This window comes from Thiogranum longum (genome assembly GCF_004339085.1).
GTDB classification, from domain to species: domain Bacteria; phylum Pseudomonadota; class Gammaproteobacteria; order DSM-19610; family DSM-19610; genus Thiogranum; species Thiogranum longum.
Genome location: NZ_SMFX01000001.1, coordinates 2,360,687 through 2,374,977 on the forward strand (window position 1 = coordinate 2,360,687; position 14,291 = coordinate 2,374,977).

13 protein-coding genes are annotated in these 14,291 nt (G+C 58.3%); 5 read left to right on the forward strand and 8 right to left on the reverse strand.

The genetic code is table 11. The annotated features are described in order from the left end of the window. Nucleotides 1–42: 42 nt before the first annotated feature. The 6 genes from hfq to DFR30_RS11560 all read right to left on the reverse strand — a co-directional run bounded on the left by hfq (nucleotide 43) and on the right by DFR30_RS11560 (nucleotide 6,819). On the reverse strand, nucleotides 43–297 hold the full coding sequence (gene hfq / locus DFR30_RS11535) for an RNA chaperone Hfq (protein WP_132973389.1): 255 nt from the start codon (nucleotides 295–297) through the stop codon (nucleotides 43–45). A 126-nt stretch (nucleotides 298–423) separates the two neighbouring features. After that, complete coding sequence (gene miaA / locus DFR30_RS11540; protein ID WP_132973391.1) at nucleotides 424–1,365, reverse strand: tRNA (adenosine(37)-N6)-dimethylallyltransferase MiaA; 942 nt, start codon at nucleotides 1,363–1,365, stop codon at nucleotides 424–426. 3 nt (nucleotides 1,366–1,368) lie between these two features. Then, entirely contained in the window at nucleotides 1,369–3,192 is a 1,824-nt protein-coding gene (gene mutL / locus DFR30_RS11545; protein ID WP_132973393.1) for a DNA mismatch repair endonuclease MutL, read from the reverse strand. A 54-nt stretch (nucleotides 3,193–3,246) separates the two neighbouring features. Next, the gene (locus DFR30_RS11550) at nucleotides 3,247–4,557 is read right to left on the reverse strand and encodes an N-acetylmuramoyl-L-alanine amidase (protein WP_132973395.1); all 1,311 of its coding nucleotides are present in this window, start codon (nucleotides 4,555–4,557) and stop codon (nucleotides 3,247–3,249) included. Between the two features lie 326 nt (nucleotides 4,558–4,883). Continuing rightward, a complete protein-coding gene (gene tsaE, locus DFR30_RS11555; RefSeq protein ID WP_132973397.1) occupies nucleotides 4,884–5,348 on the reverse strand; it encodes a tRNA (adenosine(37)-N6)-threonylcarbamoyltransferase complex ATPase subunit type 1 TsaE in 465 nt (154 codons plus the stop codon). Further along, a complete protein-coding gene (locus DFR30_RS11560) occupies nucleotides 5,335–6,819 on the reverse strand; it encodes an NAD(P)H-hydrate dehydratase (RefSeq protein WP_132973399.1) in 1,485 nt (494 codons plus the stop codon). The genes tsaE and DFR30_RS11560 overlap by 14 nt, the downstream gene beginning before the upstream one ends. Before the next feature lie 43 nt (nucleotides 6,820–6,862). On the opposite strand from DFR30_RS11560, the gene queG reads away from it, so the two are divergent. After that, nucleotides 6,863–7,969, forward strand: a complete 1,107-nt coding sequence (gene queG / locus DFR30_RS11565; RefSeq protein WP_207891890.1) for a tRNA epoxyqueuosine(34) reductase QueG — start codon at nucleotides 6,863–6,865, stop codon at nucleotides 7,967–7,969. Between the two features lie 96 nt (nucleotides 7,970–8,065). Here queG and rsmI read toward each other — a convergent pair whose 3' ends face one another. Beyond that, nucleotides 8,066–8,938 carry a 16S rRNA (cytidine(1402)-2'-O)-methyltransferase gene (gene rsmI, locus DFR30_RS11570; protein ID WP_132973401.1) on the reverse strand — a complete coding sequence of 291 codons (873 nt, stop codon included), beginning with the start codon at nucleotides 8,936–8,938 and terminating at the stop codon, nucleotides 8,066–8,068. Between the two features lie 93 nt (nucleotides 8,939–9,031). Here rsmI and DFR30_RS14585 point away from each other — a divergent pair, with 93 nt between their 5' ends. Genes DFR30_RS14585 through DFR30_RS11590 form a run of 4 tightly spaced genes read left to right on the forward strand, consistent with a single transcriptional unit; the run spans nucleotide 9,032 to nucleotide 13,314 of the window. Then, entirely contained in the window at nucleotides 9,032–10,963 is a 1,932-nt protein-coding gene (locus DFR30_RS14585; RefSeq protein ID WP_243640731.1) for a penicillin-binding protein activator, read from the forward strand. Beyond that, nucleotides 10,917–11,279, forward strand: a complete 363-nt coding sequence (locus DFR30_RS11580) for a YraN family protein (protein ID WP_243640732.1) — start codon at nucleotides 10,917–10,919, stop codon at nucleotides 11,277–11,279. The genes DFR30_RS14585 and DFR30_RS11580 overlap by 47 nt, the downstream gene beginning before the upstream one ends. A gap of 34 nt (nucleotides 11,280–11,313) precedes the next feature. Then, entirely contained in the window at nucleotides 11,314–11,901 is a 588-nt protein-coding gene (gene dolP / locus DFR30_RS11585) for a division/outer membrane stress-associated lipid-binding lipoprotein (protein ID WP_132973407.1), read from the forward strand. A 30-nt stretch (nucleotides 11,902–11,931) separates the two neighbouring features. Further along, nucleotides 11,932–13,314 (forward strand): FAD-binding oxidoreductase, encoded by a 1,383-nt coding sequence (locus DFR30_RS11590; RefSeq protein WP_132973409.1) that lies wholly within the window; start codon nucleotides 11,932–11,934, stop codon nucleotides 13,312–13,314. Here the strand turns inward: DFR30_RS11590 and DFR30_RS11595 are convergent. Next, nucleotides 13,304–14,245, reverse strand: coding sequence for an NAD-dependent epimerase/dehydratase family protein (locus DFR30_RS11595; RefSeq protein WP_132973411.1), 942 nt, complete (start codon nucleotides 14,243–14,245; stop codon nucleotides 13,304–13,306). The two genes, DFR30_RS11590 and DFR30_RS11595, sit on opposite strands and share 11 nt — an antisense overlap. Between the last annotated feature and the right edge of the window lie 46 nt (nucleotides 14,246–14,291).

Genomic DNA, 14,291 nt, shown 5'->3' on the forward strand with positions numbered 1-14,291 from the left:
CTCACTACCACGAGGCCCGGTTGCGGGAACATACGAAGGAAATCAGCTATTACCGGCGTCTGTAGTTTGATTCTCGTCTCCACTCGCCAGCCGCACATTTCGTGCCGGCACAACAGTCGAAATGGCATGCTTGTACACCATCTGGCTCACACTGTTCTTCAAAAGGACCACAAACTGGTCAAACGACTCAATCTGTCCTTGCAGTTTAATACCATTTACCAGGTAAATGGCTACAGGAATACGCTCCTTGCGAAGTGCATTCAGGAAGGGTTCTTGCAGTGACTGCCCTCGGGCCATGTCATTTCTCCTTCTTATAGTAACGTGTACCAGCACGTGCTCATGCCGGGCTCCGGTGTACACGAAGTTATTGTGCCACATCCCGTGTGGTTAAATATTTTCCTGACGGGCAAAACTATAGCACGTTCAATTGCCTGCTGCGCCAGCGCGCTCGATGAGCGCGTGGACACGTACGGCTGCATCCTTGTCTGACGGATCAATCCAGTTTGTATTCCCCTCACTGCGCAACCAGGTGAGCTGCCGCTTGGCGTACTGACGAGTCGCCACAATAGCCCGTTCGACCCATTCCTGCGCCGATAGTTTCCCGTCAAGGTGTGCCCAGGCCTGGCGGTAGCCCACCGCACGCATGGAGGGCATATCGGGTTCGAGATCGCCCCTCGCACGCAGGGCGCTCACTTCGTCCAGAAATCCTTGCCCGAGCATTATGTCAAAACGCTGGCGGATACGTGCGTGCAGCACCTCGCGCTGAGCCGGAGCCAGTACGATTTTCAGAAAACGCAGTGGCGGAGCTGTCTCACCCGAGCGCTCGAACAGCCGGGTCATGGATTCGCCGGTAATTTCATAGACCTCCAGTGCCCGCTGGATACGCTGCGGGTCATTGGGGTGGATGCGTGCCGCCGCCACAGGGTCGATACGTGCCAGCCGTTCGTGCATGGCCGCCCAGCCACCGGCCTCTGCCTCCACTTCAAGCCGTGCCCTCACTTCCGGGTCGGCAGAGGGCAACTCGGACAGGCCTCTCTCCAGCGCCCGGAAATACAGCATGGTGCCGCCTACCAGCAAGGGCGTCCGGCCTGCCGCGTGGATGGATGCAATTTCCTGAAGCGCATCATCGCGGAACCCGGCAGCGGAATAAGGCTGCACGGGATCGCGGATATCGATCAGCCGGTGCGGCGCAATACGCAGCATTTCAGCGTCCGGTTTTGCCGTACCGATATCCATGCCACGGTAAACCAGTGCCGAGTCGACACTGACGATATCCAGCGGCAACTGCTGCACCAGGTCGACCGCCACACCGGTCTTGCCGGACGCAGTGGGCCCCATCAAACAGATGACCAGGGGTTGTGTCACGGATTACTGGCCGCGCATGAACAGGGCATCCAGCTCGCCAAGACTGAAACGAACCCAGGTGGGCCGACCATGATTGCACTGACCGGAACGTTCGGTACGTTCCATGTCACGCAACAAGGCATTCATTTCCTCGAGGGTCAAACGCCGGTTGGCGCGCACCGAACCGTGGCAAGCCATGGTGGACAAGAGCTCGTTGATGGCCTCCTCGATACGCTGGCTGCTGCCGTGGGTATTGAGGTCGGACACTACATCGCGCACCAGTGCTTCGACATCTCCACCGGCCAGCAGTGCCGGTGCCTGACGGACGACCAGTTGCTCCGGGCCCTGGCGGTCTATATCGAAACCCAGCGCGGCAAACCAGTCGCGTCGTGTTTCAGCCAACTCCGCCTCGGCCTGGCTGACCGCCAGACTCAAGGGCACCAGCAGCGGCTGGGAACGAATACCCTGCTCCGCGAAACCGGCTTTGAGGTGCTCGTAGGTAATGCGTTCGTGGGCAGCGTGCATATCCACCAGCACCAGACCCTGCGCGTTTTCGGCCAGGATATAAATACCTTTCAGTTGCGCCAGTGCAAATCCCAGCGGAGGGATATCCACGGCTTCATTCTCGTGAACCGCATGCGGTGGGCGCCGGGTATCGCCATACAGCGACGAAACGGATGCCACCACCGCGCTATTGCCCGTTGTTCCGTGTAGTCGGTCGTACTGCCCAACCTGTTCGGCAACCTGTAAGGGGAATCCGCCCTGACGGGGCGCTGCCGCACCACCATAGCCCTGCCCCGACCCGGGCAGCGGCCGCATCGGTTGCGGCGCCAGCTGGTCGTCAGCCGGACGCAAGTCGGAAAGGACGTTATGCAAGGTACGAAACAGAAAATCGTGTACCAGCCGCGATTCACGGAACCGCACCTCGGACTTGGCCGGGTGCGCATTCACATCGACCATCCTGGGGTCCAGTTCCAGGAACAGCACAAAGGCAGGATGGCGCCCGTGGAACAATACATCCTGGAAAGACTGCCGCACCGCGTGCGCCAGCAGCTTGTCGCGTACAGCTCGCCCGTTAACAAAAAAGAACTGCAAATCCGCCTGGCTGCGGGAAAAAGTCGGCTGCGCAATCCAGCCGGACAGGCGCAATCCGGCCGCTTCATGTTCGATGCGTAAAACCTGGTCGGCAAAGGCGCTACCCAGCAGGCTACGCAGACGCTCCAGCTGTGCTGAATCACCGTTACCGGCACGCAGGTGATATTGCGGTTTGCGGTTTTTGTGCACGGTCAACTCAACATCCGGCCGACTCAGTGCAATACGCTGGATCACCACATCAAGATACTTCTGTTCGGTATTTTCCGTACGCAGAAACTTGCGTCGCGCGGGTACATTGAAAAACAGGTCACGCACTTCAATGGTGGTCCCGGGCGGGTGCGCAACCGGCTCCGGCGCCTGCGTCGTCTCACGACCATCGCCACGCACCTGGTAGCCAGTGTCGCTATTGCCCGTACGTGACTGAACAAGCAGACGCGATACCGAAGCAATACTGGGCAATGCCTCACCACGGAAACCCAGGCTCATCACCTGTTCAAGATCCTCCAGTGAAGCGATCTTGCTGGTTGCATGGCGCGACAGGGCCAGCCCCAGGTCATCGGGGTGTATACCGCGCCCATTGTCACGCACACGGATCAGGCGCTTGCCGCCTTCCTCGATATCCACTTCAATACGTGTCGCACCGGCATCGAGACTGTTTTCCAGCAGTTCCTTCAATACCGAAGCCGGGCGTTCGATAACCTCGCCGGCGGCGATCTGGTTGATTAACTGGGGTTCGAGGGCATGAATACGCATGCCGGGATGGTACCGTGAAATACGCCGCCGGGGCGAACCGTAGCAGCTCGCAGGCTAACCGCCCCTGGAAGGTATCTTCAGTACATTCCCGACCAGCAGGCGGTCACCCTTGAGTCGGTTGCTGTTGCGCAAGGAATTCATACTAACCCCGTAGCGCTGCGCGATATGGCTCAGCGTGTCGCCACGGCGCACCACGTGACGACGCGGTGTTTTACCGGCTGCCAGTCGTGTACCCGCCGGCGGGTTGGAAGTGAAATAACGGCGCACACCCCTGAAAATCGCATTCGCAACTTTTTGCTGATGCTTGCGGTTGCGCAGGCGGTTTTCCTCGGAAGGGTTGGAAATAAATGCGGTTTCAACCAGCATGGAAGGAATATCGGGCGATTTCAGCACCACGAAACCGGCGTGCTGAACCTGCCGCTTGTGCACCTTGCCAAGTTTTTTTAGCTCCGACAGCACGTTACTGGCTGCTCCGGTACTGGTCTCCAGTGTCGCGGTCTGCGCCAGATCCAGCAACACCTCGGCCAGCAGATCATCCTTGTCGTCCAGGCTGACGCCACCGACCAGATCAGCCGCATTTTCACGTGCCGCCAGCCAGCGCGCCATCTCCGACGAGGCACCGCGCCTTGACAGCACATATACCGAAGAACCGTGTACACGACGGTCGCGGAACGCATCGGCATGAATGGAAACAAACAGGTCGGCACGGTGCTTGCGCGCCTTGTTGATGCGCTTGCGCAGGCCCACGTAATAGTCGCCAGTACGAACCAGCACCGCTTTCATGCCCGGCTCTTTGTCAATCAACGCGGCCAGTTTTCGCGCGATGCCCAGCACCACGTCTTTCTCGCGTGTCCCCTTGCGACCGCGCGCACCGGGATCATCACCACCGTGACCGGCATCGACAGCAATCACCAGGTCACGCAAGCGGGTGGGCTCGGTAACAGCCTTGACCGTTTTGGGTTGACGTTTGCTCGCTTCTCCGGCACCAAACAGATCAATGACCAGCCGGTGGCCATATTGATCGTTGGGTTTTAATACAAAACTCTTCGGTTTAACCGGGCTGGCGAGATCCAGCACCAGGCGCAGGTCATCCTTGTTGCGCGGACCGCTGCGTAACCCCTTGACCACGCCGCTCGCCTGAAGCTGTTTCACCAGTGCCTGGTCGATGCCGGCATGTTTCAGGTCAATAACCAGCCGGTCCGGTCCCTTGAGGGTAAATAACTGGTGCTCAACAGGGCCGGTTACGTCAAAAACAACACGCGTACTGTCAGGTGCCGCCCATAGCCGCACGCCATTGACCTGCAATGAACCGGCATTCGCGACAGATGTCAGTAGCAAAAACAGCAGCAGGCCGAAGCGCTTCACTTTTCTTTTTCCTTCCGGTTAATAAACGCCATGGTGAAAGATATAGCGCATTCTATGATAAATTTCAACAAATCTCTTTAAATCTCACCGGGATAGACCCGATACTTGGGAATTCAAGTGAAGCATTGGTTGGGGCTGTGTATATGAGTTGATTTTTTGCTATGGAATAACCTGGAGAGTCTCTGGTTAATGCGCTTTCCGTCATACCGGCGCAGGCCGGTATCCATCTTATTGAAACCACTGGATTCCGGCCTACGCCGGAATGACGGATCGTATGGGTATGACAGATTAATGGGTATTACGGATTAATGTGTACGATGTATCGATCAGAGGCTCCCGAGACAGCGGGCAACTTGTTCTCCGCGGGGTGAGAGTGCTTCCAGCATCAGTCGCCTGCCCTGCCCTTCTGCGCTCAGGCGAATATCCACATCCGGCTCCGGCAACACCCCCTCACCACGCTGCGGCCACTCGATCAGGCACACACTCTCACCGTCGAACAGATCTCGCAGCCCGATCCACTCCAATTCATCAGGGTCGGACAGACGGTAGAGATCAAGGTGATACACCCTTCCGTGTTCGGTCTGGTAGGGCTCGATCAGGGTATAGGTCGGACTCTTTACCCGACCCTGGTGACCCAGGCCTCGCAGGTAGCCGCGCACCAGTGTGGTCTTGCCGGCGCCAAGGTCGCCGTACAGGTATACCAGTAGCCCCGCCTGCTGACAGCTTGCCAGGCGGCGGCCAAAGACTTCGGTCGCTTCGGGATTTTCCAGGCGGACATCAAGTGCGGCCATTGAGCCCCTCGCGCAACAGCGGCATGAGATCACCGGCCAGCAGCCCCCGCTCGCCGCCCGCTGCGGCGGCCCGGTCTGCGGCCTGCGCATGAAGGCAGACCGCAGCACGCGCCGCATCACCCGCCATAAGCCCCTGCGCAAGCAGTGCACCAATCACACCGCTGAGCACATCGCCCATACCACCGCTGGCCATGCCGGGGTTGCCGGCAGCACAAATCGCGGGCAGACCACCATCGCCAATCAGCGTTCCTGCACCTTTCAGTACAATGGTTCCGCCATACTTTGCACGCAGTGATTCGAGTGCAGAAAATCGATCCTGCTGGATGGCTTTTGTACTGCTACCGAGCAAACGTGCAGCCTCACCGGGATGCGGCGTGAGTATCCAGTTATCACGCTTCAGGGGATCACGTGCAAGCAAATTGAGGGCATCGGCATCCAGTACCAGCGGCAATGCCGTTTCCAACACCCTTTCAAGTAACTGCCTTGACCAGGGTGATTGTCCAAGGCCGGGGCCGATCACTACCACACTGGCATGTTGCAGTAATGGCGCCAACTCATCGGTATGCATGACAGCCCGCACCATGAACTCCCAGCGACCGGCATTCAGTCCATTTGCGTTATCACGGTGAGTTGCAACGGAAACCAGTCCGGCACCACAGCGGGCTGCGGCCTCGGCAGCGAGACGCGGTGCACCTGGCATGCCGGCGCCACCACCAACAACCAGTACATAACCAAAATCACCTTTATGACTACTACGTGCGCGGGGCAGAGCAAGTGGACCGAGTGGTGGCTGTTGCAGCAGGCAGGCATGTGCCGGCTGGCGCTCGTAGACAGCTGCCGGAACGTCCAGGTCAGAAAAATCGACAGCGCCCGTACAATCCACGCCGCGTGCGGTATACAGACCACGTTTGCGGCCAATAAAGGTCAGGGTCCGCTGCGCACGCACGGCGATACCGCAGATGTCTCCGCTGTCCGCGTCCAGGCCGCTGGGGATATCGACAGCCAGCACCGGGGCCGACCGGGCATTCAGCACCTCGATGGCTTGCCGCCAGCGCCCTTCCACGACGCGTGTCAGCCCGGTGCCAAGCATGGCGTCGACGTGTAAGGACGCCGCTATCAGCTCACCTTCAAAAGCCGTCGCTTCACCACCTGCGGCTGTAAAATCTGTGAAAGCCTTTGCCGCATCACCTTTCAACAGCCCGGGATCACCGAGGTACTGCACACTGACCGCGCGCTCCGCCTCACGCAGCAGGCGCGCCAGCACATAACCGTCACCGCCGTTGTTGCCTGCACCACACAAAATATTGATTTGTGTGCAGGCAGGCCAGTTTGTGGCAATGCTGTTGAACAACGCCTGTCCGGCCCGGCACATCAGGGTATAGCCGGCAATCCCCTCCCCTTCGATGGCGAGGCGATCCAGCTCACGTACACCGGCTGCAGTATAAAGCGGCAATGCGCCGGATTCCGTCATACAATGTCCTTTCCAGATAGGCATTGGCAAACCATACCGCACCGTGACGCTTTCACCCAAATCCAACATTTCACCGGGTCGTGACAGTATCGACTTCGTGCAGCTTGCGCGGGACATAAAAACCTGGGCCCGGGATCTGGGCTTCCAGCAAGCCGGTGTTGCCGATACAGACCTGGATAAAGACGAAGCACACCTGCTGAGCTGGCTGGGTGAGAATCTTCACGGCGAAATGAACTACATGGCAGCTCACGACGGCAAACGCAGCCGCCCACAGGAACTGGTGCCGGGTACACTGCGCGTTATTTCCGTACGCATGGACTACTGGCCGGGCCAGGCCGACCAGGCCGACACGGTGCTGGATGACCCTGCGCGCGCCTATGTCTCGCGTTACGCACTCGGGCGCGACTACCACAAGGTATTGCGCAAGCGCCTGCAGAAGCTCGCGGAGCGCATTGCAGAACAGGTCGGTCCGTTTGGCTTCCGCGCCTTTACCGACAGCGCACCGGTGCTGGAAAAAGCCCTTGCGCAAAAAGCCGGGCTGGGCTGGATCGGCAAGCACACCAACCTGATCAACCGCCGTGAAGGCTCGTGGTTTTTCCTCGGGGAACTGTTCACTGACCTGCCCTTACCGGTCGATGATCCCTCGGAAAACCATTGCGGCAGTTGTCAGGCCTGTATCGACATCTGTCCAACGCAGGCCATTATCGCGCCCTACCGACTGGATGCACGACGCTGCATCTCTTACCTGACCATCGAACTGCATGGCAGCATCCCGGAAGCGCTGCGCAAGGGCATAGGCAACCGCATCTACGGGTGCGATGACTGCCAGTTAATCTGCCCCTGGAACCGTTTTTCACGACCGAGCGAAGAATCCGACTTCACCCCGCGCCACCGGCTCGACAGCCGTACCCTGATCGACCTGTTCAAATGGGACGAAGCCGAATTCCTGCGTGTTACAGAAGGAACAGCCATTCGCCGCATCGGGCATATCAGCTGGCTGCGGAACATTGCTGTTGCGCTGGGAAACAGCAGCCGGAGTGAAGCGGTTATCGAGGCGCTGCAGTCACGCAGCAACCACCCATCGGAGCTGGTACGTGAACATGTACAGTGGGCGCTGGGGCAGCATAACCCGGGAGACAAAACAGCCTAACCCCCGTCATTGTGAGCCACGCGAAGCAATCTCCCGAACCTGGCACTACCTGTGGGAGATTGCTTCGCGTGGCTCACAATGACGGGAAGGGGGGGGTTAATCGGTCTTTTTGAGCTCAACACCCCGCTCATACAAATCCCGCTTGTTCAGCCCGGTCAGGCGTGCAGCCAGTTTGGCGGCTGTCTTGACCGGCAATTCTTCAAGAAGCACCTGTAATATCCTTTCTGCTTCAGCATTAAGCACATCGTCGTCAGGCTGAGACCAGCCTTCCACCAGCACCACGATTTCACCCTTCTGCTGGTTGCTGTCTGCTTCCACCCACTGTTGCAAGGCGCCCAGCTCATCCTGGCGAATGGTTTCGAATTGTTTGGTCAATTCACGCGCCAGCACGGCGCGGCGCGAGGCACCAAAAACGGCCACCATGTCGGCAAGACAATCCACAATGCGATGGCTGGATTCATAGAACACCAGGGTGCGTGGTTCGCGCACCAGCTGTTCGAGCCTGTTACGACGCGCTGTGGACTTTGACGGCAGGAAGCCCTCGAACACAAAACGGTCGGTCGCCAGACCAGCCGCCGACAGTGCACAGATCAATGCACTGGGACCCGGTATCGGCACCACCCGCACACCGGACTGACGCGCCAGCCGCACCAGGTTAAAACCGGGGTCACTGATGAGGGGGGTCCCTGCATCAGAAATCAGCGCAATCGACTGACCGGCCTGAAGCTGTTCGATGAGTAATGGTGCGCTATTGCGCTCATTGTGTTCATGCAGCGCCAGCATGGGGGTCTGGATCGCGAAATGCTGTAAAAGCCTGCCGCTGTGGCGGGTATCCTCGGCGGCAATCCGGTCGACCTGCTTCAGCACCTCGATAGCACGCGCACTGATATCACCCAGGTGCCCGATCGGTGTAGCTACCACATACAAGGTTCCACCATCAACTTTCTTGTCCGGTTCCGTCAGGCTCATATATATGCGCCACAACGGCTACGGTAAAAGAACATGCACATCCACTCCCACCTCATTTACAATGGGCACTCACCAAAACAGGTATCGCCCTTCGTGTTTGTATCCAGATTATACGTGCTTCTTACGCTGGTGCTGCTGGTACTTGCCGGCTGCGGCGGTTCGCCCGTGCAACCCACCAGGCCAACTGACCAGGGCGTGGATGCCCGGATCCAGTCGTACATCGAACAGGGAGACTATCTCTCCGCTGCCCGACACTACCTCGAAGCTGCACGCACGGCACCGTCAGACCAGCGTCCTGCCCTGCGCCTCAAGGCCGCAGCGGTGTTGGAACAGGGCGAACTGTGGGATCAGCTTGAACCCGTGCTGGCCAGCATCGACACACGCACACTGAACGAGCAGCAACGCATCCAGCACCTGCTGCTCAGTGTACGCCTGGATCTCGCCGAAGGCCGCAGTGAAGAAGCACTACAGAAGCTGCAAACTATCAGTAACCCGGAATTACTTCCCGATCACGGTTACCGCTATTACCAGCTTCGTGCCATGGCCTACGCCATGCGCGGCAATACCCTGGAAGCCGCCCGTCAGCTGATCTGGCTTGACGGCCTGCTTGATGATCCACAGCAAAAACTCGAAAACCAGTACCGTATCTGGGAGCAGCTCTCCACGCTCACTGACCATGCACTGGAAAACCTGCGCGTAAACCCGCCACCCGACCCGCTGAGCGGCTGGATGGAACTCTTGCAAATCACCCGGCAATCGAGCGGCGACCGACAGGCATGGATGCAACAACTGGCCGGCTGGCGTGCCCGCTACCCGGGGCATGCTGCAGAAAGCGCCCTGCTGCCCGACCTGCTCGGGCAACTTGAGCAGCTCACCGCACGCCCACAACACATTGCCGTTCTGCTGCCATTCAGCGGCCGTGCGCGCGAATCGGCTGCCGCGCTGCGCGACGGCATGCTCGCGGCCTGGTACGAGGAACAACCTGTCGAGACAACACTGCGTTTCTACGACACCGGCGGTGACGCCATGCTGCTGTGGTCGGTCTACCAACAGGCGGTTGACGATGGTGCAGACTTCGTCATCGGCCCGCTGCTGAAAGCGTCTATCGATCAACTGTCGCAATCCGGGTTGCTGCCGGTTCCGGTCATGGCCCTGAACCAGACAGGTGGTGAAACTGACAATGAGTTGCCACTCTATCAGTTCGGACTGGCACCGGAAGACGAGGCACGCCAGGCGGCACAACGCATCTTCAATGACGGGCATCAGTATGTGATTTCACTGATTCCTGACAATCCGTGGGGCGAACGGGTTTTCAATGCCTTCGCCAGGGCCTATGGTGATCTGGGCGGGGAAGTTCTGGAAACCGGGCGCTACCCGCCCAAAACAGCCGACTTCAAGAAACCGATCGAAAGTACGCTGAACCTCGATGGCAGCAAGCGGCGACATAATGCATTACAGCGACTGCTCGGTGAGAGGCTCAACTATGAACCGCGCCGCCGGCAGGATGTTGAAGCGATCTTTATACTGGGCTTTCCCCGGCAGGCACGACAGCTGCGACCACAACTTCGCTTCCACCATGCCGGCGATCTGCCGGTGTATAGTACATCGCATGTATATGCAGCGACATCCGACCCCGGACTGGACCGCGACATGGACGGTCTGATGTTCTGCGATATCCCCTGGGTACTGGACAAGGCGGGACGCTGGGCCGAAAAACGCGAGATGCTGGCCCGTGTCTGGCCGGTACGCAGTAAACGCTTTCAGCGACTGTTTGCACTGGGCTACGATGCCTGGCAGGTGACACCGTGGCTTGGCACACTGAACATGCCCGGTTTCGCAAATTACCCGGGCGCTACCGGCATCCTGACCCTGGATGAACAAAAACGCCTGCACCGCACGCTGGAATGGGCGCAGTTCTACAGGGGCGTACCGAAAAAACTTACTCACAGTGAAACATCCGTGTCCATGGAGGGACGCAATGAATCGCAAAAAGACCGGGGACCAGGCAGAAGTCCTGGCCTGTAACTTCCTTCAGGGTCATGGACTGACGCTGATCACCCGTAATTTTCATTGCCGGGGCGGCGAAATAGACCTTGTCATGCGGGACCGCGGTGTTCTGGTGTTCGTGGAAGTGCGCTACCGGCGACAGACGCGATTTGGTCGCGCGGCAGAAACTGTCGTCAGAAGCAAACAGGTGCGCATCATACGCTGCGCGCAGTATTATATGCACTGTCGTCACGCATGGAACGATGCGGCGCGGTTCGATGTCGTATCCATCGAGGGGGAAGCAGACCATCCCGCAATAGACTGGCTAAGGGATGCATTCCGGCTCGATGCCTGATCAAACAGACCAATACAGAAAACTGGAGAACAAGATGATAAATAATCGCTGGCTGGCCCCTGTTGCACTACTGGCAACAACATTACTGCTCAATGCCTGCGCACCCCTGATCGTTGGCGGCGCCGCGACAACGGCTTCGGTAGCGCATGATCGTCGAACAGCCGGCACGGTGGTTGAAGACCAGTCCATCGAATTACGCATCCGCAGCGCGCTGAACAAGGACCCGGAACTTGGCAAGCAGGCGCATATCAACATAACCAGTTACAACGGTGTTGTATTGTTGTCCGGTGAAGCACCAACCAGCGCCATGCGGGAACGCGCCGGGGCGATCGCACGTCGTGACAAGAAAGTACGACGGGTGCATAACGAAATACAGGTTGCAGCACCCAGTTCGATGATGACGCGCTCCAGCGATTCCTGGATCACCACCAAGGTCAAGACCGCCATGCTTTCCGTCAAGCTGAAAGGTTTTGACCCGACACGGATCAAGGTGGTTACGGAAAATGGCACGGTCTTCCTGCTTGGGCTGGTGACTCACAGCGAAGCCGATGCCGCTACTGAAAAAGCCCGTCAGGTCAAGGGTGTGCAGCGTATCGTCAAACTGTTTGAATACCTCGACTAGCGCAGCTTGCCTGACGCCGTGTGAGGCCATATGTCGCAGGACATAACTGAAGCACTACGCGCCTCACTGGGTGACAGCCTGTTAACCGACCCGGCCGACTGCCATACCTACGGCTACGATAACAGCAAGCTGCAGGGACAACCCATGGCGGTTGCACTGCCGACCACACACGAGCAGGTAGTCGCCGTTGTACGCGCCTGTTATGAGCATGATACTCCGCTGCTGGCACGCGGTCAGGGTACCGGGACCACCGGCGCCACAGTACCACTGGACCGGCAATCGGTTATCATCTCGATGCACAGGATGAACCGCCTGATTGAACTCGACCGGGACAACCGGCTGGTAGTGGTCGAGCCCGGTATCACCAACCAGCAGGTACAACAAACTGCTGCCGGGCAGGGGTTCTTCTGGCCACCCGATCCAACCAGTGCTGCCGTCTGCACCGTGGGCGGTAACCTTGCCTATAACTCGGCAGGACCACGCGCCGTCAAGTATGGAACACCACGCGAAAACACGCTGGGACTTTGTATTGTCACCGGCGACGGGCGCACCCTGCGCACCGGTGTACGCACTACTAAGGGCGTGGTCGGTTATGACCTGACACGCCTGATGATCGGTTCCGAAGGCACGTTGGGCATCATCACTGAAGCTACGCTCAAACTCACCCCGCTGCAGCCCGCCAAACGCACCCTGCGCGCGGAATACCGTGATATGCACAGCGCGGCCAAAGCCGTTGCAAATATCATGGCCAGCCCGGTCACACCCTGCGCGCTGGAATTCATGGATGGTAACGCTATCGATATGGTGCGCGACGAACTGGCGGGCAGACTGGCCAGTGACACAGGTGCGCTGTTAATTATTGAAGTTGATGGGCTTGCCTCCCAGATCGATGAGCTTGCCGAACAGGTTTCCGACAGCGCAAAAACTACCGGCTGCCTTGCTGTACACCAGGCAAGCAATGAAGCAGAAGTGGCTGCACTCTGGGATGTCCGCAAAGCGCTGTCACCCGCCCTGCGACGTGTGGCGCCGAAAAAGATCAATGAAGATGTTGTGGTGCCGGTATCCTGCATCCCGGTACTGGTCGACAGATTGTCTGAATTTTCTAAAACACATGGCATTCATATCGTTAACTTCGGGCACGCCGGGAATGGCAACCTGCACGTCAACCTGCTCTACAATCCTGATGATGCAGGCCAACAAAAGCGGGCAGAGGCCTGTCTTGAAGATGTCTTCAGCACAGTACTCGAACTGGGCGGTACATTGTCCGGTGAGCACGGCATCGGCCTGGTGAAACGCGACTGGGTGGCAAAGGAAATCGGGCCTGACAGTCTGCAGCTCATGCACGCTATCAAGCGACAGTTCGATCCGAAAGGCATACTCAACCCGGGAAAAGCACTACCGCCTATCGATTGACTGATGACCAGCCAGGTGTTTTCAGCAAACCTTCCCTGAGCTGCACGCGCGGCTGCCAGCCAAGCGCCTCACTCAACCCTGCATTATCGCAAACCCAGTCCATATGACGCAGTTCGCGCAGCTTCTCCGGTGTCAGCATTGGCGCATAACCAAACCAGCGTGACATACGGGTATTCAGCCAGGCGGGAATATCCAGCAACAGTGAAGGTATCTCGACCGGACGGACGGTACGGTGACAAATTTCTGAAGCAATCTGGCATACATCACTCCAGTTATATCCGCCTGTTCGGCCATCGTGTAACGTATAGATACCTGGCGCCACAGTCTCCCGCTCCAGCCAGGCGGCAACCAGCTCGGCAATGTCATCGACAAAGACCATCGAGAAGCGTGAGGCCTTGTTACCCGGCACCGGTGCAAACCCTTTTGCCATAGCACGAAACAATGGCAGCATTTCACGGTCACCGGGGCCGTACACTGCAGGTGGTCGCAGCGCAAACCAGTCAAGCCCTGTACCCTGTTGCTCAAGCAACGCTTCACCGCGTCGCTTGCTGGCTGCATAGAAAGATAACGCCGGCTCACGTGCAGCAAGTGAGGACAACGCGAAAAGGCGCGGTGCTTTTTCAGCACGCTGTATGGCATCCAGCAGACGGGACAACCCGCCCACATTAACGCTGTCGAAGTCCTCCTGGCTGGCACCGCGCACAACGCCGGCGCAATGAATGACGGCACTGACGCCATCAACAAGGCGCGCCAGGGCAGCTTCATCATGAACATCGCCACGAATGATTTCAGGATTGATTTTGTCGAACCCGGTATCGCCTGCCGGTGAACGCATCAACAGGCGTAACTGCCAGCCTTGTGCATGGAGGTGTCTGCAAATACTGCGGCCGATGAAACCGCTGGCACCGGTAACGGCGATTTGTTTTGTCATCAGCGCTTCACTCTGGAAAAGATTCCATTCCCGGAAAAACTTCGGT